This window comes from Rhizobium sp. Rhizsp82, from assembly GCF_047325115.1.
GTDB lineage: Bacteria > Pseudomonadota > Alphaproteobacteria > Rhizobiales > Rhizobiaceae > Rhizobium.
In genome coordinates, this window is record NZ_CP168570.1 from 1,857,050 (window position 1) to 1,876,322 (window position 19,273).

The following is a 19,273-nucleotide window of genomic DNA, read 5'->3' on the forward strand; positions in this document are numbered from 1 at the left end:
AACATTCCTCGAGCTTGCCACAGGCGGCGCCTTCGCCGCCACCGCCGGTACACCTTCGCAACTGATGGCGGGAGAGAGACCGATGACATCTGAGACTTCCTACGCGCTGACGCGCCCTGCCCATGTCGGCCATTCGCATCTGGTCGTGAAGGACCTCGCCGCCGTTTCCGGCTTCTACCAGTCGATGCTCGGCCTCAAGGTCATCGAGAAGACCGCGAGCGGCGAGGTGCTCGGCGTCGCCGGCCTGCCGCTTCTGACGCTGACGACGGATAGCAACGCGCAGACCGCGCCGCGCAACGCCGCCGGCCTCTTCCACACCGCCTTCCTGATGCCCGACCGTACCGAGCTTGCCCGCTGGCTGCGCCATGCCGCGCATAACAATGTCGTGCTCGACGGCGCTTCCGACCATCTCGTCAGCGAGGCGATCTACCTCTCCGACCCCGAAGGCAACGGCATTGAGATCTATGCCGACCGCCCGCACGACGTCTGGAAATTCCATCAGGACGGCCAGGTGGAAATGGCGACCAACCGCCTCGACCTCCAGGCGCTCTATGACAGCGCCCCTGATGATCGCTGGAACGGCATGGCTGACGGCACGGCGATCGGCCACATCCATCTGCAGGTCGGCAATATCCCCGAAGCCGACGCCTTCTACCGCGACGTCCTCGGCCTGAAGATCATGGCCCGCTATCCCGGCGCCAGCTTCTTCGCCACCGGCGGCTACCACCACCACGTCGCCGCCAACATCTGGAACAGCCGCGGCGCCGGCACCCGCAGCGAGACGATGACCGGCCTTGCCGACTACTCCCTGCACTTCAACGACAAAACCGCCCTCGACACCGCCAAGACCGCGCTCGACAAGCTCGAGATCAAGGCCGAAGCCCGCGACGGCGGCGTGTTCCTGAGGGACCCCTGGGGGATCGGCCTGACGCTGACGGCGTGAGCGCCTCGCACCTTGCCTTCAGAACTGAAGGGTCCGGCGCAGCATAGAGATCGTCTCGGTCACAGGCGGACCCTTGATCGGCGGCGGGTCTTTGCGCTCGCAGAACTCGCGCCAGACGAAAAGCGTCAGCTCCGCGCCATCGGTCGGCGTCTCTCCCGGCCCATCCGCGAAGCGCTCGAGCACCCGGTAGCGCGCATCGCTCCAGAAGAGCTCCTCGACCCAGCCATAGATCGGGATGGCATGGAAATGGATCGGATAGCCCGGCGAATGCCCGTAGCGGCCGATATAGACCCGCTCGGCGCCGAGGACATCGCTCAACGCCCGCTGCACCTTGGCAAAAACCATCCCCATCGCACTCAGCGCGTCGGCGGATAGGTCGCTCAGACTGCTCGTATCGGCAGTCGAACTGATCATCAGATAGCCTGGCAAGGCCGAATTGATCCGGTGGTTGACGCTCCAATCGGAAGTCCCGCCGATGAGATAGTCTGAAGGGATGGCGCTGGTCATGCCTGAGCTTAACAGGCTGTCCGCTCAGACTGAAAGCCACCCGGGACACCCGATCCGTTGTAATTGCCGCCGATACCGCTAGCTTTCCCTTGTGCCGCGGCGCTTTCGCGGCGCCGAGACGAGGAGGATGCGGGCCATGTGCCGGAATATCAAACCGCTGTTCAATTTCGATCCGCCGGCCACGGAGGCGGAGATCCATGATGCGGCGCTGCAATTCGTGCGCAAGCTGAGCGGCAGCAACAAGCCGTCGAAGCGCAACGAAGCGGCCTTCGAACATGCCGTACAGTCGATCGCCCGATGCGCCGCCGAATTGCTGGAGTCGCTGGAAACCTCGCAGCCGCCGCGCGACCGCGAGGAAGAGGCAGCCAAGGCGAAAGCGCGCTCGGCGCTGCGTTTCGCCTGAGGAAAGCAATGCGCCGCAAAGATCGTTCCGGGCACTGCCAAAACGCAGCATAACCATGCTTGAACGGATGCTAACGGAAGGCTAGGGATCGGCTGACACTCCTCATGCAGCAAGATCCTCCCTGATGTTTCCCTTCTCCGAAGCCGATCCTGTCAACCATTCCAGCCCGGTGCCTGAAAGCTCGGAGGTGGTCATCGTCGGTGGCGGGGTGATCGGCGTCAGCACCGCGCTCTTCCTGGCGGCGCGCAATATCCAGGTCACGCTTCTGGAAAAGGGGCGCATCGCCGCCGAGCAGTCGTCGCGCAACTGGGGTTGGATCCGCAAGCAGGGCCGCGATCCCGACGAGTTGCCGATCGTGATCGAAGCCTGCCGTCTGTGGCAGCAGCTCGCGGACGAATGCGGCGAGGATATCGGCCTGCGGCAGGCCGGCGTCACCTATCTGGCCCGCACCGACAAGGACATGGCGAAGTTCGCGAAATTCATGCAGATCGCCGCCGCCCACGATCTCGATACCCGGCTTCTCGATGGCGCGGAGGTTGCCTCGCGAATCGGCGGCATGGCGCGCCGCTATGCCGGTGCGATGACGACGCCGTCGGATATGCGCGCCGAGCCCTGGCTCGCCGTTCCGGCGCTGGCGCGGCTTGCCGCCCGCAAGGGTGTCAGGATCATCGAGAATTGCGCCGTCAGGGCGCTCGATACCGCGGCCGGCCGCATCGCCGGCGTCTGGACCGAGGGCGGCAGGATTTCCACATCGACGGTGCTGGTCGCAGGCGGCGCCTGGTCGTCGCTGTTCCTGAGGAAGCATGGCGTCTCGATCCCGCAGCTCAGTGTGCGCGCCACCGTGGCGGCGACGGAACCGCTGCCGGAATTTCATGCAGGCGCGGCGATCGAGGACGATATCGCCTTCCGGCGCAGGCAGGACGGTGGCTATACGCTGGCGCCGGGCGGCAGCAATCTGCTCTTCGTCGGCCCCGATGCCTTCCGCAACGCCACCAAGTATCTCCCGGCGCTGCTCGACCATCCCTTCGGCACGCGCTATCTCCCGGCCGCCCCCGCGGGCTTTCCCGACAGCTGGTCGACGCCGCGCGACTGGACGCCCGACAGCAAGAGCCCCTTCGAGCGTATGCGTGTGCTGAACCCGGCGCCCGGAGCGTCCGATCTCGCCTCGATCAGGCGCGGCTTCACCACGCTCTTCCCGCAATTCAAAGACTTGCGCCTGAAGACGACATGGGCAGGGATGATCGATGCGATGCCCGACGTCGTGCCTGTCGTCGATCGCATCGCTGCCATCGGCGGCCTCTTCGTCGCCACCGGCATGAGCGGCCACGGCTTCGGCATCGGCCCGGGCATCGGCCGCGTCATGTCCGACCTGATCCAGGGCAACGACACCGGCCACAGGCTCGACCGCTTCCGCTTCGCGCGCTTCTCCGACGGCAGCCCGATAAGGCTTGGCCCGGCAATCTGATCAGAGCTCCATGGCCATCTCATGCCAGGCCATGCCGCCGTGATCGGAGGCGGAGGGCCTGGTGTAGCGATAGCCCATCCTGGCATAAAGCGGCACATGCGCCTCCTTGCACATCAGGTGGATGGTCTTCTTGTCCATCGCCTTCATCCGCGAGATGAAATGCTGCATCAGGAGCTTCGAATAGCCTTTGCCCTGTTCGGCGGGGTCGACGACCACCGACATGATGACGGCGTTGGGCGCCGCGGGATCATGCCCGACCAGCTCCTTGAACGCCTCGTCCGACATGACGACCTCGAAGGCGCAGCCGCTATTGATGAAACCGGCAATCTTGCCGTCCGCTTCGAGAATGACGAAGCCCTCGGGATAGAGCGCGATCCGCGTCGCGATCTTCTCCAGCGTCGCCGCCTCATCGCCCTCATAGGCTGAGGTCTCGATCTCGAAGCATCGCGCGGCATCGGCAGGGGTGGGCTGGCGGAAGGAGATTTCGGCAGGCATCGCGGCATCCATGTTTGACTGCCGCAGCCCTATCATGCGCGGATCGCCCCGTCAGCCTATTCCGCCGCCACGGCCATGGCGCGCGTGTCGTTCCGGTAAAACTTCGGCGCGCGGCCGGTGACGCGCTTGAAGGCGTTGGAGAAGGCGCTTTCGGAGGTGTAGCCGAGTGTGCGGGCGAGCGTCGCCACCTGCACGTCGTCTTCGCGCAGTGAGCGCTCGGCAAGCCGCATGCGCCATTCCGTGAGATAGGCGAGCGGGGCGATGCCGGCCACCTGCTTGAAATAGACGGCGAAGGTGGTGCGCGACATCGCGGCGGCGGCCGCAAGTTCTTCCAGCTGCCAGGCGCGGCCGGGCTCGGCATGCATCAGCCGAAGCGCCGGCGCGATGCGGCGGTCGCTGACGGCGCGCAGCAGGCCGGCGGAGAGCGAACCGGCGTGGTCGAGATGGGCGCGCAGCAGCTGCACGAACAGCAGTTGCGCCAGCTGCGCCGAGGCGACCGAACCGCCCGGCAGGTCCGCCGTCTGTTCCGAAACGATCTGCGCCACCACCCATTGCAGCACGGCCGCCTGCGGCGACCCGGCCTTCGCATGGATGAAGGGCGGCATGACGTCGGTCAGCAGCGCGCCGCGCTCCGGATCGAGCCCGGCATGGCCGCCCATGATTTCGACGTCAGTCTCTTCGGTGAGCTGCTTGACGCGGCCTTCGAAGGTGGCAAACAGCGGCTTTGCCTCGACCGGCGTGAGCGACAGATCGGTCGAGAGCACGAAGTCGCGGGTGGTGACCAGGAACGTATCGCCGGCCTCCAGCCGCACCGGCCCGGCGCCGCCCTCGACATCCAGCCAGCAGCTGCCCTTCAGCAGCGCATAGAACTTGATCTGCTGCGGCCGGAACTGCAGCGACCAGGCGCCGCCGATCTTGAAGCCGCCGGAGATGACGGATTGCGCATTGGTGAGCGTCAGCAGGTCTGAAAAGGGATCGTTCGACATTCTCGAATTTTCGCGCATGTAATCGGAATTTACAAGTATTTGAAATTCGGCCGTCCGGGCGCAGTCTCCAGGCGCAATCACGAATGGAGAATGCATCATGAGCCTCAAGAAGCGCAAACTCGGCAGCCAGGGTCTGGAAGTCTCGGAAATCGGCCTCGGCTGCATGCCGATGAGCCAGTCCTATGGCCCGGCCGATCAGGACGAGGCGATCCGCGCGCTGCACCGGTCGGTCGATCTCGGCTGCACCTTCTTCGACACCGCCGAAGTCTATGGACCGCACACCAACGAAGACCTGCTCGGCCGCGCCTTCAAGGGCCGCCGCAGCGCGGTGACCATTGCCACCAAGTTCGGCTTCAAGATCGTCGACGGCAAGCAGGTGCCCGGCGAAGTGACCAGCCATCCCGACAATATCCGCAAGGCGGTCGACGGTTCGCTGAAACGGCTGCAGACCGATCATATCGATCTCCTCTACCAGCACCGCGTCGACCGCACCGTGCCGATCGAGGACGTGGCGGGCACCGTCAGCGAGCTCGTCAAGGAAGGCAAGGTCAAGTATTTCGGCCTGTCGGAAGCCGGTATCGCCAACATCCGCAAGGCCCACGCGGTCTTCCCGGTGACGGCGCTGCAGAGCGAATATTCGCTGTGGGAGCGCAATCTCGAGCCGGAGATCATCCCGGTCCTGCGCGAACTCGGCATCGGCCTCGTGCCCTTCTCGCCGCTCGGCCGCGGTTTTCTCACCGGCAAGGTGATGCGCGCCGAGGAATATCCGGAAAACGATCACCGCCATAACGACCCGCGCTACCAGGGCGAAAACTTCGACGAAAACGTCAAGGCCGCCGAAGTGGTCCACGCGATCGCCCGCGACAAGCAGGCAACCCCGGCGCAGATCGCGCTCGCCTGGCTGCTGCACAAGGGCGACGACGTCGTGCCGATCCCCGGCACCAAGCGCCAGAGTTATCTGGAAGAAAATGTCGGCGCCGCCGCCATCGCGCTTACCGCCGCCGACATGAAGAGCCTCGACGCCGCGCTGGCTCCGGAAAAGGTCTCCGGCGACCGCTACGCCTCCTGGATCATGCCGACGGTCGACCGGTAACGGAAAGGCCGGGCGCTGCGGGTTCGTCGCAGCGCTCGGCAAACAGTGTGTCGATCAGGTAATCGACCAGCACCCGAACCTTCGGCGACAGGTGCCGGTTCGACGGCCAGATGACATGGAACTGGCCGGGGCCATCGATATGGTCGCCGAGCACGCTGCGCAGCGTCCCATCGGCAAGCGGCCGCCGCGCCAGAAAATCCGGCATGCAGCCGATGCCGAGACCGGCAAGCACGGCGCCCCGCAGCGCCTCCATATTGTTGCAGGTCATCAGGCCGGGCGGCGCCAGAGCCGCGCCGCCTGCCTCCATCAGCGGCCAGTCCTGGATCTTGCCGCTGTTTGGAAAGCGGAAGCGGATGGCGAGATGACCGGCCAGATCCTGCGGCGTCTCCGGCGTGCCGTGTTTTTCGAGATAGCCCGGTGCGGCGCAGAGCAGCATCTGGAATGGCCTGAGCGCCCGCGACATCAGCCTCGAATCCTGCAAATCGCCGCTGCGGATCGCCACGTCCACGCCTTCGTCGATCAGATCGACGATCCGGTCGTTGAAGTCGAGATCGAGCTCGACCTCGGGATAGCGGCGGATGAATTCCGGCAGCACCGGCAGCAGCAGATGGTAGCTGACCAGCGGCGCGCTGAGCCGCAACCGCCCACGCGGCGTCGCCACCGCTGCCGCAAGCGAGGCCTGCGCATCTTCGAGATCGTCGAGCACGCGGCGGCAGCGCTCGTGGAACAGGCGGCCTTCCTCCGTCAGCCGGATGCTGCGCGTCGAGCGCTGGAAGAGGCGCACGCCAAGCTGCTTTTCCAGCGTCGTCACCGCCTTGCCGACTGCGGATGCCGAAAGGCCGAGCACCCGGCCCGCGGCAACGAAACTGCCGAGATCGGCGGTTCTGACAAAGGCCGAAAGCCCGCTCAGCTGATCCATCTCATTCCATCCATTCGAGCGAATCTTTCCATTATGCCAGGAGAGATAGCGAGCTTATCGCATGATTGAAGCGAATTTATCCTGTTTGCGTTGCCGCCGATAGACCTCCCAAGCTCAAGGCGGCACGCCCTCTCTTTCGAACAGGCGGAAACCTCATGACCAAACCTGACATGTCCAAGCGGATCCTGGCGCTCGCCGGCATCTGCTCTGCGGCGGCGGCAATGCCGCTCACCTTTACCGGCCCCGCGGTGGCGCTTCCGGCAATCGCCCATTCGCTCGGCGGCAGCCCGATCGCGCTGAACTGGGTGACCAATGCCTTCATGCTGACCTTCGGCAGCAGCCTGATGGCGGCGGGAACGCTGGCCGATACCTATGGCCGCAAGCGGCTGTTCCTCAGTGGGCTCACGGCCTTCCTCATCTTCTCCGTCATGCTCGCCTTCGCCCCCGATATCCTCTGGTTCGATATCCTGCGGGCGTTGCAGGGGCTGGGGGCGGCCGCGACCTTCTCGAGCGGCATGGCCGCTTTGGCGCAGGAATTCGAGGGCAATGCGCGGATGCGGGCCTTCAGCATCGTCGGTGCCAGCTTCGGCGTCGGCCTCGCTTTCGGGCCGATCGCCTCCGGGCTGATGGCCGAGAGTTTCGGCTGGCGGTCGATCTTCGCGCTGGTGGCAGTCCTCGGCCTGATCGCCTTCGTGCTCGGCGCAAACTTCCTGCATGAAACCCGCGATCCCGATGCCGCCGGTCTCGACTGGCCGGGCGCTGCAAGCTTCACCCTGGCGCTGGCACTCCTGACCTATGGCGTGCTCCTGGCGCCGGAGCAGGGCTGGGCGAGCTTGCCGGTTGCCACGCTGCTTGCAGGCGCCGCGGCGCTTCTCGTCGCCTTCTGGCGGATCGAGCGCAGTGTCGCCCGCCCGATGCTCGATCTCTCGCTGTTCCGCTACCCGCGCTTCGTCGGCGTGCAGCTGCTGGCGGCCGCACCCGCCTATGCCTTCGTGGTGCTGCTGATCCTGCTGCCGGTGCGCTTCGTCGGCATCGACGGCATGAGCGAGGTTCAGGCCGGTCAGATGATGGTGGCGCTGTCCGGGCCGCTGCTGGTGCTGCCGGTCGTCGCGGGCATGCTGACCCGCTGGTTCTCGGCGGCGGTCATCTGCAGCGGCGGCCTGCTGATTTCGGCGGGCGGTCTGTTCTGGCTGTCGGCCACGCCGTCCTCCGATCCGGCGCTGCTGATCGCGCCGCTGATGATGATCGGCACCGGCATCAGCCTGCCCTGGGGCCTGATGGACGGGCTCGCCGTCAGTGTCGTGCCGAAGGAGCGGGCGGGCATGGCGACCGGCATCTTCAGCACCACGCGCGTTGCCGGCGAAGGCGTGGCGCTGGCGGTTGTCAGCGCCGTGCTCTCGGCCCTGATCGGCACCAGGCTCGGCGGCGATGGCGCCGCAGCCGCAGCGCGACGGCTGGTGACCGGCGATCTCCGGGCCGCTGGCGCATCGATCCCCGGCATGACCGGCGAGGCGCTTGCCGCAGCCTATGCACAGGCCTTCAGCTCGCTGTTGGTGCTGCTTGCAGGCGTCACGGTCTTCACCGCGGTCATCGTCATCGCCTTCCTCGGCCGCCGGCCGGCGGAGACGGCAGAGGCCGCCTGCGCCAGCCCTGCGGAATAGGGCTCACGCCGCCTGCACCCGGCGCAGGCCGATGCTGGCGGCGATGGCGAGTTCGGCCAGCGCTGCGGCGAGCAGGATCGACAGAAAGACTTCCCGGCCGAGATGGACGAGCACCCATCCACCCACGGCCGGGAAGCCGAAGATGCCGACGAAATAGGACATCACGAACCAGGTCAGCGCCGCATGGCGATAAAGCGGCTCGGTGTTGTTGACGGCCCAGGTCTGGATCACCGAATAGACGAGACCGTAGCCGATGCCGGTCAGGATCGCCGAGACGATCTGGAAGGCCGGATGGAGGCCGACGCCGAACATCGCGGCAACTCCGAGGCACATCGAGGTCAGCAGAGCCGAGGCAAGCTGCGCCTGCGGCAGCGTCGCCAGGAAGCGGGCAAGCAGAAGCCGGGCGGCAACGACGGTGACGGCATAGACGGCGAAGAAGGTTGCGGCCGTCGCACCCGTGCCCGCCACCAGCGAGGACTGGAAGGTCAGCAGGCCGGAGAAGACGCAGGCGCCGAGCGCCACCATCAGGATCGGCCTGATCGAGGCGCTGCGGGCAATCACGCCGATATCCCGCACCCAGGGGCGCAGTGCCGATGTTCGCTGCCCACCCGGCGCCATCGAGCCGAAAATCCAGAGCAGCAGCGAAGCGGCAAGGCAGGCGGCGCCGACCAGCATGAAGGTCGCCTCGACCGAGAGCCCGGCCTCGCTCAGCACCAGATTGAGAATGACCGGACCGCCGCCGATGCCGGCCATCTGGAAGGCGCCGAAGCGGGTGAACCAGAAGCCGCGATCGGCATCGGTGACGCGCTCGGACAGCGCCATCGGCGCGCCGATATAGAACATTCCCCAGCCGAGCCCGATCAGGAAGCCGGAGACCAGCGGCAGGCCGAGACCGCCGCCCGCGGCAAAGGCGAGCAGCAGGAAGCCGAGCGCCACGGCAGCACTCGCGATCGCGCTCATCCGTGCCGCATCGATCCGCCCGGAAAGCCAGCCGACCAGCGGCACGCCGGTAAAGGTTCCGGCCATGGCGGCGGCGAGCGTCAGCCCGGTATCGACATCGCTGCCGCCATGGGCGCGGTAATAGGCCGAAAACAGGAAGGTGGCGCCATAGCCTGCCGCAGCAAGCATGGTGCCGGTGAAGAGAAAGGGTGCAGCAGACGGGCGCATGGGCATTTCCGGACAGTGGTTGAAAGTGGTTCGATAAAAGTGAATAATTGAAGATATATCCAGAGCCACTTTGAGCCAGCCATGCAAGCCACTTCACCCCGCAAGACAAGTGCCGCGAAGACCAGCGCCCGCACCCTGCGCCGCGAAAGCGCGGCCGCCGGCTTCCTGCCGGATATCGACGCGTCCTCCTCCGTTCCGGCGGTGCGCCAGCTCTATCTGCAGCTGCGTGATGGCATCGTCGCGGCCGTGCTGCAGCCGGACCACCGGCTGCCCTCGACGCGCACGGCATCGTCGGAATGGTCGCTGTCGCGCGGGCTGATCGCCGAAGCTTATGAGATGCTGATCGCCGAGGGATACGCGGAAGGGCGGCATGGCTCCGGCACCTATGTCGCCTCCGGCCTGCCGCCGATGCCCACAGGAAGCACCGGCGCACGCGAATCCGCCGACAACAGCGCGCGGCGCGGCATATCGACGGCGGCACGGCTGGCGATACGCACCGATCTTGCACCGCCCGCCCAGGTCGCCTTCGCCACCGGCCGGGTGATCCATGACGAGCGTACCGCCGGGCTCCTGAAGCGGCTCGCCCATCGCCATATCGATTATGCCAGCGACCGTTACCGCGATCCGCAGGGCGAGCTTTCGCTGCGCCAGGCGGTGGCAGCCCATCTTGCGGCCTCGCGCGGGGTGCGCTGCGATCCCGGCCAGATCTTCATCACCTCAGGCACGCAGCAGGCGCTGGATTTCGCCATCCGCGTTCTCGTATCGCCCGGCGAAACCGTGATGATCGAGGATCCCTGCTACCCGCCGGCGCGGCTCGCCTTCCTGCTGAACGGTGCCGCGATCACCGGCCTGCCTGTCGATGGCGAAGGCCTGATCACCGGGCATCTGTCCCTCTACGACGGCCCGGCACCGGCGGCGATCTACGTCACACCGTCGCACCAATATCCCTCGGGATCGGCCCTGCCGCTGGCCCGGCGGCTGGAGCTGCTCGCCTTCGCGCAGGCCCGCGGCAGCTGGATCATCGAGGACGATTACGACAGCGAGTTCCGCTACGAGGGCCATCCGATCGCCTCGCTGCAGGGCCTCGATGCGACGCGCCGCGTCATCTATGCCGGCACCTTCAGCAAGGCGCTGCTGCCGGGCTTCCGCGTCGGCTATCTGATTGTCCCCGACGACCTCGTTCCCGCCTTCCGCGCCGTGCGCCCGATCATCGACCGCTTCCCGGCGCCGCTCCACCAGCTCGTCGTCGCCGATTTCCTCAACGAGGGCTATTTCCCCGCCCATCTGCGCCGCCTGCGCGAAAGCCACCGCGCGGCCCGCGACAATCTCGCTCTCCTGTTGAAAGACCGGCTCTCCGAACACCTGATCGCCCCTGTCCCCGAACAGGGCATCCACTACACCGTCAAAAGCACCGGCACATGGACGGACGACCGCGCGTTCGCCGAAGCGGCGCTGAAAGGCGGCGTGGTCGTCATCCCGGTCTCGCCGATGCATGTCTCCGCCTCCAGCGAGCCGCGCCTGCTGCTCGGCTTCTCCGGTTTGACGGCTGCCGAGGCGGATGTGGCGACGGCGCGGCTGGCGAAGGTGTTTGCGAGCATCGCGAGATAGCGCGCAAAACGAAACAGGCGTTGACCGAAGCCAACGCCTGCACCGCGCATCCGCAGGGAGTTTTCACTCTGGAACCAGGGCGGATGCACTACTGGGATATTACTGGATGACCTGGACCACCTTGCGGGTCTGCGGTTCGACGATGACGCGCTCCTGGCCCATCACCACATAGCCGTATTTGGGGTTCTCAGGCACCGGCGTCACCACGACATCGGCGGGCAGGGCCGCGCCCACCTGGACCGGCTGCTGCACCACGACGGTCTGCTGCGGAACCGGGGCCTGCTGGACATAGGTGACGACTTCGCGCGGCGGCGGATCGATGACGCCGCCGGCAATGCCGCCGACCACAGCACCGACGCCGGCGCCGACAGGGCCGCCGACGATGGCGCCCGTGGCTGCCCCGCCGACCATGCCGGTGACGGCGCCGTCGGCATAGGCGGAAGCTGCGAAACACGTCATTGCTGCTGCGATAAGAACTGTTTTCATGACCAAATCTCCTTCTGTCTGGTGGGGTGGGAAAAGCCGCGGCGGCGAGTTTGTTCCGCATATCGGACTTTGGTCGGATAGGGCGCGGCGGCTGCCGGGAGAGGCGGCAGAGGTAGGACTTCGGTCCGATACCGGCGCGTTGCGAAAGCCCTATCTCATCAGCAGACCTTGTGCGCGCTGGCGACCAATCTATCGCACGACGGGGTTCGAGGGTTCGCCGTCGTCGCGCGTGGCGAACCCTCCTTTGATCTACCGAATGAAGGAGACGCGGATGGACAGGCTGGCACGCATCGCCGAACTCTCGGGCGAGATCAGATCGCGGCGCCTCTTCTGCGAATTCATCGAATCCGGCGGCCGGGTGATCGCATCGGAAAGCGACGGCGCTCCCTGGAAGGACGTCACCGCCGCAACCGTTGCCCGCGAATGCCGGCGCATCGAAGCGCTGGAGCGCACGCGGCGCAGGCTGATGCCGCAGGAGCCGGCGCGTCATGACCGGGGCCGTTGAGGCGCCGGACCACGTCCTGCCGCATAGGCTGTCCACCGTCTTTCGTGGTCTCCGCGCCACACCTTCGATCGCGCTGAAACCGCTGCGGAACCGAATCCGCCGCTTTGCGTTTCCGTGGCGAAGCAATGGGGTTTCCGGGGACAGATCGACATGGGCATAGCCAACGGCATCCGCAAGCAGGCAAGGAAGATCGCGATCGGCGGCTCGCACAAGAGCGCCTGGGCCGAGACGCTTTCGGCAGCCACCGAACAGATGCCGCAGGCGCCGGTTCGCCGGGTCGAGAAGGACGGCCTCGATATTTCGATGGCCTGGGCGATCATCGGCATTTTCGGCATTCTCGGGCTGGCCGCCGTCTATCAGATGTCGCTGATTCTGATACCGCTGACACTGGCGATCGTCGTCGGCATGATCCTCGGCATGCTCGCCGAGAAGCTGTCGCGCATGGGCGTGCCGCGCATCACGAATGCGGTGATCCTGTCGAGCTCCGTGGCGCTGGTCATCTTCCTGGTTTCCAATGCGCTGGCCGGGCCGGTGACTACGCTGCTCGATGAAGGGCCGGCCTTCATCGAGAAGACCACCGACCGGCTGATGCCCTATCTCGAAAAGATCCGCTGGCTGCATATCACCCCCGAGACCTTCCAGAGCGGCCCGATGTCGGCCGACAAGCTGCTGGAAAACACCGGCAATGTGCTGCATCTCGTCACCGCCAACCTGACGCCGGCGCTGGTGCAGGGGTTGATCTTCTTTGCCGCGTTGCTGCTCTTCCTGATCGGCCGGGTCAATCTCCGCAAGACGATCATCATGACCTTCCGCGAGCGGCCGCAGCGCCTCGCCGCAATCCGCGTCATCAGCTCGGTCGAGCAGGTGCTCGGCTTCTATTTCGCCACGGCGTCGATCATCTATGCCGGGCTCGGCGTGATCATGACGCTGATCGCTTGGGCAGGCGGGCTCTCGGCGCCCGTGCTCTGGGGCTTCTTCGCCTTTCTCTCGAGCTTCATTCCCTATCTCGGCATCACCATGATGACCTTCGCGGTCGCCGTAGCTGGCATTCTCACCCACGATGGCATCGTCATCGGCCTGCTGCCGGCCGCCTGCTTCTTCGTCGTCCACCTGTTGATGGAAAACCTGATCTTCCCGGCCGTCATGGGCCGCCGCCTGGAGATCAATCCCTTCGTCGTCTTCCTCGCCATCATCTTCTGGACTTGGATGTGGGGTGCGGTCGGCGCCATGCTGGCGCTGCCGCTGTCGCTGATCGTCATGACCATCGTCGACGAGCTGTTCCTCGAAGAGCGCGTCCAGCCGCAACTGCCGAAGTGAGGTGACCATGGCCGGTGGCGTCGAATTCAATCCTGAAAGCCAGGACGCGTTGCGCAGCGGCGCCAGCCCGTGGGGACGCGGCGCCCGCGGCCCGGCCTACGAGCCGCTGACGCAAAGCTACAGGACCGACGCGCTGGTCATCGGCGGCGGCATAACCGGCGCGCTCGCCGCCGAGCACCTGACGGCCCGCGGCCTCTCGGTGATCGTCATCGACAAGGAAGAGCCCGGCCTCGGCTCGACCGCCGCCAGCACCGCCATGCTGCAATGGGAGATCGACAGCACGCTGACAGAGCTGGAGCATTACTACGGCTTCGAGCGGGCGGCGGGCATGTACAGGCGCAGCGCCGCCGCCGTATCCGGCCTTGCCAAGTTGATCGCCGCCCATGCGCTGCCCTGCGCTTTCCAACCGCGGCAGACACTCTATCTCGCCCAGAACCATGAGGGCGCCCGCGATCTCTTCGAGGAACGCCAGCTGCGCCGCCGCGCCGGTCTGCCGGGCGTCTATCTCGAACATTGCGACCTTTTCACCCAGTTCGAGCTCGACCGCGATGCCGGCATCCTGTCGCCCGGTTCGGCCGAGGCCGATCCGCTGCTGCTCGCCTGGGGCCTGCTCGAGATCGCCATCGCACGCGGAGCCATGCCGGTACGCGCCACCGTGAAGCGGCTGCACAGCGAGGGCGGCAAGGTCACCGCCGAGCTCGACGGCCCCTTCGTCATCGAAGCCGATACCGCCGTGCTCGCCACCGGCTATTCGATGCCCGAGATCGACATGCCGAAGCTGCACAAGGTGAGCTCCAGCTTCGCGATCGCCACCGTGCCGCAGAATCCGGCAACGCTCTGGCGCGACCGGGCGCTGATCTGGGAGGACGCCCATCCCTATCTCTACGTGCGCACCACCCCCGACCACCGGATCATCGCCGGCGGCGAGGACGACGCCACAGTCGACCCCGACAGGCGCGATGCCGAACTCGCCGGCAAGGCAAGCATCATCCGCGACAAGCTGCAGCGCCTCTGGCCGCAGGCCAACACCGAAATCGCCACCGCCTGGTGCGGCACCTTCGGCGAAACAGCCGACGGCCTACCCCTGATCGGCCCGGTCCCCCGCCTGCCCAACGTCTACGCCGCCTACGGCTACGGCGGCAACGGCATCACCTTCTCCTTCCTCGCCGCCCAGATGATCGGCGCGATGGTGGCCGGCGTTCACCGCGACTGGTTTGACGATTACGCGCTGGATCGCGACGGGCCGGGGTTCCGGAGCTTTCGGGCTGGGGAGTATGGGGTGGAGACGGTGTTGCGGTAGTTCTTCGCGTGGCGCTTCACCCGGGGCCACCCCCCTCTGCCCTGCCGGGCATCTCCACCACAAGGGGGGAGATCGGCTTGGGGGCGGGCACCCGGGCTACGTTGATTGGGCGAACGCATCTCTCTCCTACCTTGTCCATGTGACGAGCATAGGGACCCGGTGGTCGAGCGGCTCACCCCCAGGCGATCTCCCCCCTTGTGGTGGAGATGCCCGGCAGGGCAGAGGGGGGTGGCCTCACGGCACAACGACTAATTCGTCGTCTGATCATCCCCCAGATCCTCAGCATCCTGCAACTTGACGAACTCCACACCGCGAGCCTTCAGATCGACGATCGCCTTGGCAACCCCGGCACCCGCCGCATGCGTCGGCTGGTTGATATGCGAGATCACAACATCACCATCCCTGGCCGAGCTGATGCGTTTCTCGGTCACCGCAGCCCCGAGCAGCGACCCACCATCGCCATTCACCGAATAGCCGGCGATCTTGTAGCCCATGGCGCGGATCTGCGCGATTGCCGGAAGGTCGTATTTCGCCGTCGAGCCGCGGAACCAGTGCGGTGCTGCAATCCCCGCCGCCAGCATCGCATCGGCGCCGCCCTGGACCTCCTGATGCACCGCCTCGGGCGAACCGGCCGCCGCAATACCGTAGATCAGCGCCGGCTTGTCGACCGCCGGAATATGGTTCTGCCCGTGGTTCTCGAGCTCGAACAAATCGGGGTTCTTCAGGAACACCGCCAGCGCCTCCGGATTGCGCTTCAGCCAGCGCGCCGTGACGAAGATCGTCGCCGGGATGCGCTCGGACACCAGCGTCGAAATGATCCGCTCATCGGCCTTGCCCATGCAGGCATCGAAGGTCAGCGCCACGCGCGGACGTCCGGGAACACCCGAGCGCACCACATGCAGCTCCGGCTCCACCAGCTTCGGCCCCTTCACCTTCGGCGCCGGCTTTGCGGCGGCTGGAGCAGCAGGCGCCGGAGCGGGAAGCTCCGCCGCAGAAGCAGCGCAAAGCGAGGCTGCAAGCAGCGCGGAAGCAAGAACAATACGGATCATGGGAGACGAGTTTCTATAATTTCGATGAAGGAATTCTATTCCGGCCGGCGAGGGATCGCGATGCGTCCTGATGCCGCTCGTATAGCGGCTGCCATCGCCGCTGTCCTGCCATATTCGCTCCGCCCGAGTTTAAGCCTCTAACACCTTGGTACCGGTTGCGCCGATACCCATTCGATGCCAGCATTGGCACCAACAGAAACGGGTGTGCGCAATGGCAGAGTTCAACGGGATCCGCTGGGCTTATGACAAATACGAGTTGATCGCTGACGGCATCGTTCATGGTGTCGGGCTGGCGCTGGCGCTGGTCGGCGCCACGGTGCTGATCTTTTATGCCACCGTCTGGAGTTCGCATGGCGAGCTGGCCGCGGCCTGGGTCTATGGCATCGGGCTCGTCATGACGATCGGCATTTCCTTCACCTACAATGCCTGGCCCGTTTCCCGCACCAAGTGGTTCCTGCGCCGGCTCGACCATTCCTCGATCTTCATCCTGATCGCCGCCACCTATACGCCCTTCCTGGAGCGTGGGTCGGATGATCCGCTGCTGTTTTCGATGCTGATCGGCATCTGGGTCGTGGCGATCGTCGGCATTCTCCTGAAATGCGTCTTTCCCGGGCGCTACGACAAGCTGGCGATCCTGCTCTATCTCGCCATGGGCTGGAGCGGAGTGCTGGTCGCCGAGCCCGTCGCCTCGCGCATTCCCTTCGCCTCGATGCTGCTGATCGTCATCGGCGGCCTCATCTATTCGGCGGGCGTCATCTTCCATGTCTGGGAGAAGCTGCGCTTCCAGAACGCCATCTGGCACGGCTTCGTCGTTGCCGCTGCCGCCGTGCATTACTCGGCGGTGCTCACCTGCTTCAGCATGAGCGCGCTCTAGTCAGCGGCAGTGCGGCGGTCCCGAGAGCGTCTTGACGAGATGCGCGACGATGGGATCGTAGAGCTTCGCATCGGCCTTCGGATAATCCAGAACGAAATAGCCGCCGGCATCCTGGCAGAGCGAAACCGCGCGCACATAGAGGATGCGGTCCTTGCGCGTGCCGGAATAGCTGGCCCAGCCCTTGGCCGATTTGTCATAGGAGATCGCCCAGCCGGCATCCTTGTCGGATTGCTTGCGCTTGGCTGTATCGGCAGCGAAATTCTCTTCGGTGAGATTGGCGCCGAAGACCAGAAGCTTCGCCTTGCCGTCCTTCGATTGCAGCGTCATGCCGTCGCCATTGTCGGCCGCGCTGACGGTGGCGAAATCGCTGGGCAGGTCGATGACATAGCCGAAGCGCGGATTGGCATAGGGCTTCCAGTCGGCGGCCAGCGCAGGCGAGGCGGCAAGAAGCAGCAGCAGAGCAAGGGACAGGCGCATCGGATCCTCCGGTCAGGCGTCGGAAACTAGCGCAAACCGCGCCGCCGGTCGCGGCAAATCTATCGGGTTTACATCGCCTGGGCGCCAGCGTATCGCTGCCCTATATTTTGCCGAAATGGAAGAAGACATGACCGACGCCGTCACCATCCGCGACGCCACCGAAGCCGACCTTGCCGCGATCCGCGATATCTACAACCACGCCGTCGAGCACACGACGGCGATCTGGAACGAGACGGTCGTCGATCTCGACAACCGGGTCGAGTGGTTCAGGGCGCGGCAGGCGAGGGGCTTTCCGGTTCTGGTCGCCGAGCGCAATGGCGCCATCGCCGGCTACGCCTCCTATGGCGACTGGCGCGCCTTCGACGGCTTCCGCCACACGGTCGAACATTCCGTCTATGTCGAGAAGGACAATCAGGGCGCCGGCATCGGCAAGCTCTTGATGCAGGCGCTGATCAAGCGCGCCGGCGAAAACGGCATCCACGTCATGATCGCCGGCATCGAGGCCAACAATGCGGCGTCGATCGCCCTTCACGAAAAGCTCGGCTTCCGCAATGGCGGCACCTTCTTCGAAGTCGGCAAGAAGTTCGGCCGCTGGCTCGACCTGACCTTCATGGAACTGAGGGTGCCGAATTGACCCTCGTCGTCCTCACAGGCGCCTCGGGCGCAGGCAAGACCGCGATCTCCGATCTGATCGCCGCCGAGCATGGCGCGGACATCGACATCCGCTTCTTCGATTCGATCGGCGTGCCGCCCGTCGAGGAAATGAACGCGCTGTTCGGCTCGCCGGCCGGCTGGCAGCAGGCGATGACGGCGGAATGGATGGCGCGGCTCGCCGGAACGATGCAGCCCGGCCGCCCGGTCCTGTTCGAAGGCCAGATGCGCATCGGCTTCGTCGTCGATGCCGCAGCCGCCATGGGCCTTGCCTGCCACATCATCCTCGTCGATTGCGACGACGCGACCCGGCGCCACCGCCTGACGTCCGATCGCAACCAGCCTGAACTCGCCAATGACGACATGATGAACTGGGCAGCCTTCCTGCGCCGCGAGGCTCAATCAGCAGGCTGCGAAATCCTCGACACATCGAACCTGCCGATCGCCGAGGCCGCGGCGATCGTTCTCCAGCACTTGCGCGGCAGCTGAGCTTCTACCGCCCGGCCTCGAACACCATCGCGTGCCCGTTGATGCAGTAGCGCAGCCCTGTCGGCGGTGGTCCGTCGGGGAAGACGTGGCCGAGATGGGCATCGCAATTGGCACAGCGGATCTCGGTGCGCACCATGCCATAGGTGGTGTCGCGGTGCTCGGTGATCGCCTCGGGCGATACGGCCTCGAAATAGCTCGGCCAGCCGCATCCGGCATCGAATTTGGTATCGGAGCGGAACAGCGGCTCGTTGCAGCAGACGCAGCTGTAGAGCCCCGTCTCGAAACTATCCCAATAAGGCCCGGTAAAGGCCCGCTCGGTGCCGTGATGGCGGGTGATGCGGTATTGCTCGGGTGTCAGCTGAGCTTTCCACTCGTCATCGGTCCTGTGAAACTTCGCAATGTCGATATCGGGCATGGGGGCTTGCTCCTTCGGCGCCAAAGAAGACAGATTTTCCGACGCCGCGAATGTGGAGCGGAAATTGGGCGGTATCAAGAGTGATGCGTCTATAGCCTGAAAGCTTTAGTCCGTTTTGCCGGTTTGCGGGCGTTGGCGCTTCTCCGGTATTCTCCTTGCAACGGGGAGTACCAGGGGGGACTTCGACGTGCTGACTATCCTCGCTTTCGCAATCTACGGCGCCATCTCGATCGCCTGTCTCGTCATCACCTTTCTGGAAGGCTGGGCGGAGCATGATCGCTATACGCCCTCCCGAATTGCCGGTCTTGCCGCCTGCACCGTCTGGCCGCTGATTCTTCTCGCGCCATTGGTGCATACCGCGCTCGGCCCGCGCTTTGCCTGTGCACCCATCCCGAAAAGGCTTGAGGCCCGGCGCCGATTGACCTAGGTCTTGGAAACGCATCCGGTTTTCCGGATTTCCGAG

Annotated in this window: 22 protein-coding genes; 13 read left to right on the top strand and 9 right to left on the bottom strand. The window is 65.4% G+C overall.

Annotated elements, in window-relative coordinates:
• The first annotated feature begins 82 nt into the window (after window positions 1-82).
• Window positions 83-943, top strand: a complete 861-nt coding sequence (locus ACEN84_RS13965) for a VOC family protein (RefSeq protein ID WP_413711196.1) — start codon at window positions 83-85, stop codon at window positions 941-943.
• 18 nt (window positions 944-961) lie between these two features.
• On the opposite strand, the gene ACEN84_RS13970 is transcribed toward ACEN84_RS13965, so the two are convergent.
• Window positions 962-1,450, bottom strand: coding sequence for an HIT family protein (locus ACEN84_RS13970; RefSeq protein ID WP_413711197.1), 489 nt, complete (start codon window positions 1,448-1,450; stop codon window positions 962-964).
• 136 nt (window positions 1,451-1,586) lie between these two features.
• Here ACEN84_RS13970 and ACEN84_RS13975 point away from each other — a divergent pair, with 136 nt between their 5' ends.
• Window positions 1,587-1,853 carry a DUF2277 domain-containing protein gene (locus ACEN84_RS13975; RefSeq protein ID WP_112719191.1) on the top strand — a complete coding sequence of 89 codons (267 nt, stop codon included), beginning with the start codon at window positions 1,587-1,589 and terminating at the stop codon, window positions 1,851-1,853.
• A 124-nt stretch (window positions 1,854-1,977) separates the two neighbouring features.
• Window positions 1,978-3,318 carry an NAD(P)/FAD-dependent oxidoreductase gene (locus tag ACEN84_RS13980; RefSeq protein ID WP_413711198.1) on the top strand — a complete coding sequence of 447 codons (1,341 nt, stop codon included), beginning with the start codon at window positions 1,978-1,980 and terminating at the stop codon, window positions 3,316-3,318.
• Here ACEN84_RS13980 and ACEN84_RS13985 read toward each other — a convergent pair whose 3' ends face one another.
• Window positions 3,319-3,813, bottom strand: a complete 495-nt coding sequence (locus ACEN84_RS13985) for a GNAT family N-acetyltransferase (RefSeq protein ID WP_413711199.1) — start codon at window positions 3,811-3,813, stop codon at window positions 3,319-3,321.
• Between the two features lie 56 nt (window positions 3,814-3,869).
• Window positions 3,870-4,799: an AraC family transcriptional regulator gene (locus tag ACEN84_RS13990; protein WP_413711200.1), complete on the bottom strand. Its 930-nt coding sequence runs from the start codon at window positions 4,797-4,799 to the stop codon at window positions 3,870-3,872.
• A gap of 97 nt (window positions 4,800-4,896) precedes the next feature.
• On the opposite strand from ACEN84_RS13990, the gene ACEN84_RS13995 reads away from it, so the two are divergent.
• Window positions 4,897-5,892 carry an aldo/keto reductase gene (locus ACEN84_RS13995; protein ID WP_413711201.1) on the top strand — a complete coding sequence of 332 codons (996 nt, stop codon included), beginning with the start codon at window positions 4,897-4,899 and terminating at the stop codon, window positions 5,890-5,892.
• On the opposite strand, the gene ACEN84_RS14000 is transcribed toward ACEN84_RS13995, so the two are convergent.
• Window positions 5,870-6,811 (bottom strand): LysR family transcriptional regulator, encoded by a 942-nt coding sequence (locus ACEN84_RS14000; protein WP_413711202.1) that lies wholly within the window; start codon window positions 6,809-6,811, stop codon window positions 5,870-5,872. The two genes, ACEN84_RS13995 and ACEN84_RS14000, sit on opposite strands and share 23 nt — an antisense overlap.
• 155 nt (window positions 6,812-6,966) lie before the next feature.
• On the opposite strand from ACEN84_RS14000, the gene ACEN84_RS14005 reads away from it, so the two are divergent.
• The gene (locus ACEN84_RS14005; protein ID WP_413711203.1) at window positions 6,967-8,472 is read left to right on the top strand and encodes an MFS transporter; all 1,506 of its coding nucleotides are present in this window, start codon (window positions 6,967-6,969) and stop codon (window positions 8,470-8,472) included.
• A 3-nt stretch (window positions 8,473-8,475) separates the two neighbouring features.
• On the opposite strand, the gene ACEN84_RS14010 is transcribed toward ACEN84_RS14005, so the two are convergent.
• Window positions 8,476-9,639, bottom strand: a complete 1,164-nt coding sequence (locus ACEN84_RS14010; protein WP_413711204.1) for an MFS transporter — start codon at window positions 9,637-9,639, stop codon at window positions 8,476-8,478.
• Window positions 9,640-9,720: 81 nt separating this feature from the next.
• Between ACEN84_RS14010 and ACEN84_RS14015 the strand changes: the two genes are divergently transcribed.
• A complete protein-coding gene (locus ACEN84_RS14015; RefSeq protein WP_413711205.1) occupies window positions 9,721-11,247 on the top strand; it encodes a PLP-dependent aminotransferase family protein in 1,527 nt (508 codons plus the stop codon).
• Between the two features lie 99 nt (window positions 11,248-11,346).
• On the opposite strand, the gene ACEN84_RS14020 is transcribed toward ACEN84_RS14015, so the two are convergent.
• Complete coding sequence (locus tag ACEN84_RS14020) at window positions 11,347-11,733, bottom strand: DUF1236 domain-containing protein (protein ID WP_162708749.1); 387 nt, start codon at window positions 11,731-11,733, stop codon at window positions 11,347-11,349.
• 271 nt (window positions 11,734-12,004) lie between these two features.
• Here ACEN84_RS14020 and ACEN84_RS14025 point away from each other — a divergent pair, with 271 nt between their 5' ends.
• The 3 genes from ACEN84_RS14025 to ACEN84_RS14035 all read left to right on the top strand — a co-directional run bounded on the left by ACEN84_RS14025 (window position 12,005) and on the right by ACEN84_RS14035 (window position 14,855).
• The gene (locus ACEN84_RS14025) at window positions 12,005-12,238 is read left to right on the top strand and encodes a hypothetical protein (RefSeq protein ID WP_413711206.1); all 234 of its coding nucleotides are present in this window, start codon (window positions 12,005-12,007) and stop codon (window positions 12,236-12,238) included.
• A gap of 150 nt (window positions 12,239-12,388) precedes the next feature.
• A complete protein-coding gene (locus ACEN84_RS14030; RefSeq protein WP_413711207.1) occupies window positions 12,389-13,555 on the top strand; it encodes an AI-2E family transporter in 1,167 nt (388 codons plus the stop codon).
• A 7-nt stretch (window positions 13,556-13,562) separates the two neighbouring features.
• Window positions 13,563-14,855 carry an NAD(P)/FAD-dependent oxidoreductase gene (locus ACEN84_RS14035; protein WP_413711208.1) on the top strand — a complete coding sequence of 431 codons (1,293 nt, stop codon included), beginning with the start codon at window positions 13,563-13,565 and terminating at the stop codon, window positions 14,853-14,855.
• A gap of 248 nt (window positions 14,856-15,103) precedes the next feature.
• Here ACEN84_RS14035 and ACEN84_RS14040 read toward each other — a convergent pair whose 3' ends face one another.
• Window positions 15,104-15,904, bottom strand: coding sequence for a polysaccharide deacetylase family protein (locus ACEN84_RS14040; protein ID WP_413711209.1), 801 nt, complete (start codon window positions 15,902-15,904; stop codon window positions 15,104-15,106).
• 211 nt (window positions 15,905-16,115) lie between these two features.
• Here ACEN84_RS14040 and trhA point away from each other — a divergent pair, with 211 nt between their 5' ends.
• Window positions 16,116-16,778, top strand: coding sequence for a PAQR family membrane homeostasis protein TrhA (trhA, locus tag ACEN84_RS14045; RefSeq protein ID WP_112719178.1), 663 nt, complete (start codon window positions 16,116-16,118; stop codon window positions 16,776-16,778).
• Here trhA and ACEN84_RS14050 read toward each other — a convergent pair whose 3' ends face one another.
• Entirely contained in the window at window positions 16,779-17,255 is a 477-nt protein-coding gene (locus ACEN84_RS14050) for a hypothetical protein (RefSeq protein WP_413711210.1), read from the bottom strand. It lies immediately after the preceding gene.
• A 127-nt stretch (window positions 17,256-17,382) separates the two neighbouring features.
• Between ACEN84_RS14050 and ACEN84_RS14055 the strand changes: the two genes are divergently transcribed.
• Both ACEN84_RS14055 and ACEN84_RS14060 read left to right on the top strand, forming a co-directional pair.
• The gene (locus tag ACEN84_RS14055) at window positions 17,383-17,889 is read left to right on the top strand and encodes a GNAT family N-acetyltransferase (RefSeq protein ID WP_112719176.1); all 507 of its coding nucleotides are present in this window, start codon (window positions 17,383-17,385) and stop codon (window positions 17,887-17,889) included.
• Entirely contained in the window at window positions 17,886-18,395 is a 510-nt protein-coding gene (locus ACEN84_RS14060) for an AAA family ATPase (RefSeq protein ID WP_413711211.1), read from the top strand. The genes ACEN84_RS14055 and ACEN84_RS14060 overlap by 4 nt, the downstream gene beginning before the upstream one ends.
• Before the next feature lie 4 nt (window positions 18,396-18,399).
• Here the strand turns inward: ACEN84_RS14060 and msrB are convergent, their stop codons facing one another.
• On the bottom strand, window positions 18,400-18,810 hold the full coding sequence (gene msrB / locus ACEN84_RS14065; RefSeq protein ID WP_112719174.1) for a peptide-methionine (R)-S-oxide reductase MsrB: 411 nt from the start codon (window positions 18,808-18,810) through the stop codon (window positions 18,400-18,402).
• A gap of 187 nt (window positions 18,811-18,997) precedes the next feature.
• On the opposite strand from msrB, the gene ACEN84_RS14070 reads away from it, so the two are divergent.
• Window positions 18,998-19,237 carry a hypothetical protein gene (locus ACEN84_RS14070; RefSeq protein ID WP_413711212.1) on the top strand — a complete coding sequence of 80 codons (240 nt, stop codon included), beginning with the start codon at window positions 18,998-19,000 and terminating at the stop codon, window positions 19,235-19,237.
• Window positions 19,238-19,273 lie beyond the last annotated feature (36 nt).

Excerpts from the sequence above, each read along its gene's own strand:
- ACEN84_RS13995 (WP_413711201.1), top strand. The coding sequence starts at position 4,897 with ATGAGCCTCAAGAAGCGCAAACTCGGCAGCCAGGGTCTGGAAGTCTCG.
- ACEN84_RS14055 (WP_112719176.1), top strand. The coding sequence starts at position 17,383 with ATGACCGACGCCGTCACCATCCGCGACGCCACCGAAGCCGACCTTGCC.
- ACEN84_RS13970 (WP_413711197.1), bottom strand. The coding sequence starts at position 1,450 with ATGACCAGCGCCATCCCTTCAGACTATCTCATCGGCGGGACTTCCGAT.
- ACEN84_RS14030 (WP_413711207.1), top strand. The coding sequence starts at position 12,389 with ATGGGCATAGCCAACGGCATCCGCAAGCAGGCAAGGAAGATCGCGATC.
- trhA (WP_112719178.1), top strand. The coding sequence starts at position 16,116 with ATGGCAGAGTTCAACGGGATCCGCTGGGCTTATGACAAATACGAGTTG.
- ACEN84_RS14025 (WP_413711206.1), top strand. The coding sequence starts at position 12,005 with ATGGACAGGCTGGCACGCATCGCCGAACTCTCGGGCGAGATCAGATCG.
- ACEN84_RS14035 (WP_413711208.1), top strand. The coding sequence starts at position 13,563 with ATGGCCGGTGGCGTCGAATTCAATCCTGAAAGCCAGGACGCGTTGCGC.
- ACEN84_RS14040 (WP_413711209.1), bottom strand. The coding sequence starts at position 15,904 with ATGATCCGTATTGTTCTTGCTTCCGCGCTGCTTGCAGCCTCGCTTTGC.
- ACEN84_RS13965 (WP_413711196.1), top strand. The coding sequence starts at position 83 with ATGACATCTGAGACTTCCTACGCGCTGACGCGCCCTGCCCATGTCGGC.
- ACEN84_RS14000 (WP_413711202.1), bottom strand. The coding sequence starts at position 6,811 with ATGGATCAGCTGAGCGGGCTTTCGGCCTTTGTCAGAACCGCCGATCTC.
- ACEN84_RS14005 (WP_413711203.1), top strand. The coding sequence starts at position 6,967 with ATGACCAAACCTGACATGTCCAAGCGGATCCTGGCGCTCGCCGGCATC.
- ACEN84_RS13990 (WP_413711200.1), bottom strand. The coding sequence starts at position 4,799 with ATGTCGAACGATCCCTTTTCAGACCTGCTGACGCTCACCAATGCGCAA.
- ACEN84_RS14010 (WP_413711204.1), bottom strand. The coding sequence starts at position 9,639 with ATGCGCCCGTCTGCTGCACCCTTTCTCTTCACCGGCACCATGCTTGCT.
- ACEN84_RS13980 (WP_413711198.1), top strand. The coding sequence starts at position 1,978 with ATGTTTCCCTTCTCCGAAGCCGATCCTGTCAACCATTCCAGCCCGGTG.
- ACEN84_RS13975 (WP_112719191.1), top strand. The coding sequence starts at position 1,587 with ATGTGCCGGAATATCAAACCGCTGTTCAATTTCGATCCGCCGGCCACG.
- ACEN84_RS13985 (WP_413711199.1), bottom strand. The coding sequence starts at position 3,813 with ATGCCTGCCGAAATCTCCTTCCGCCAGCCCACCCCTGCCGATGCCGCG.
- ACEN84_RS14020 (WP_162708749.1), bottom strand. The coding sequence starts at position 11,733 with ATGAAAACAGTTCTTATCGCAGCAGCAATGACGTGTTTCGCAGCTTCC.
- msrB (WP_112719174.1), bottom strand. The coding sequence starts at position 18,810 with ATGCCCGATATCGACATTGCGAAGTTTCACAGGACCGATGACGAGTGG.
- ACEN84_RS14015 (WP_413711205.1), top strand. The coding sequence starts at position 9,721 with ATGCAAGCCACTTCACCCCGCAAGACAAGTGCCGCGAAGACCAGCGCC.
- ACEN84_RS14050 (WP_413711210.1), bottom strand. The coding sequence starts at position 17,255 with ATGCGCCTGTCCCTTGCTCTGCTGCTGCTTCTTGCCGCCTCGCCTGCG.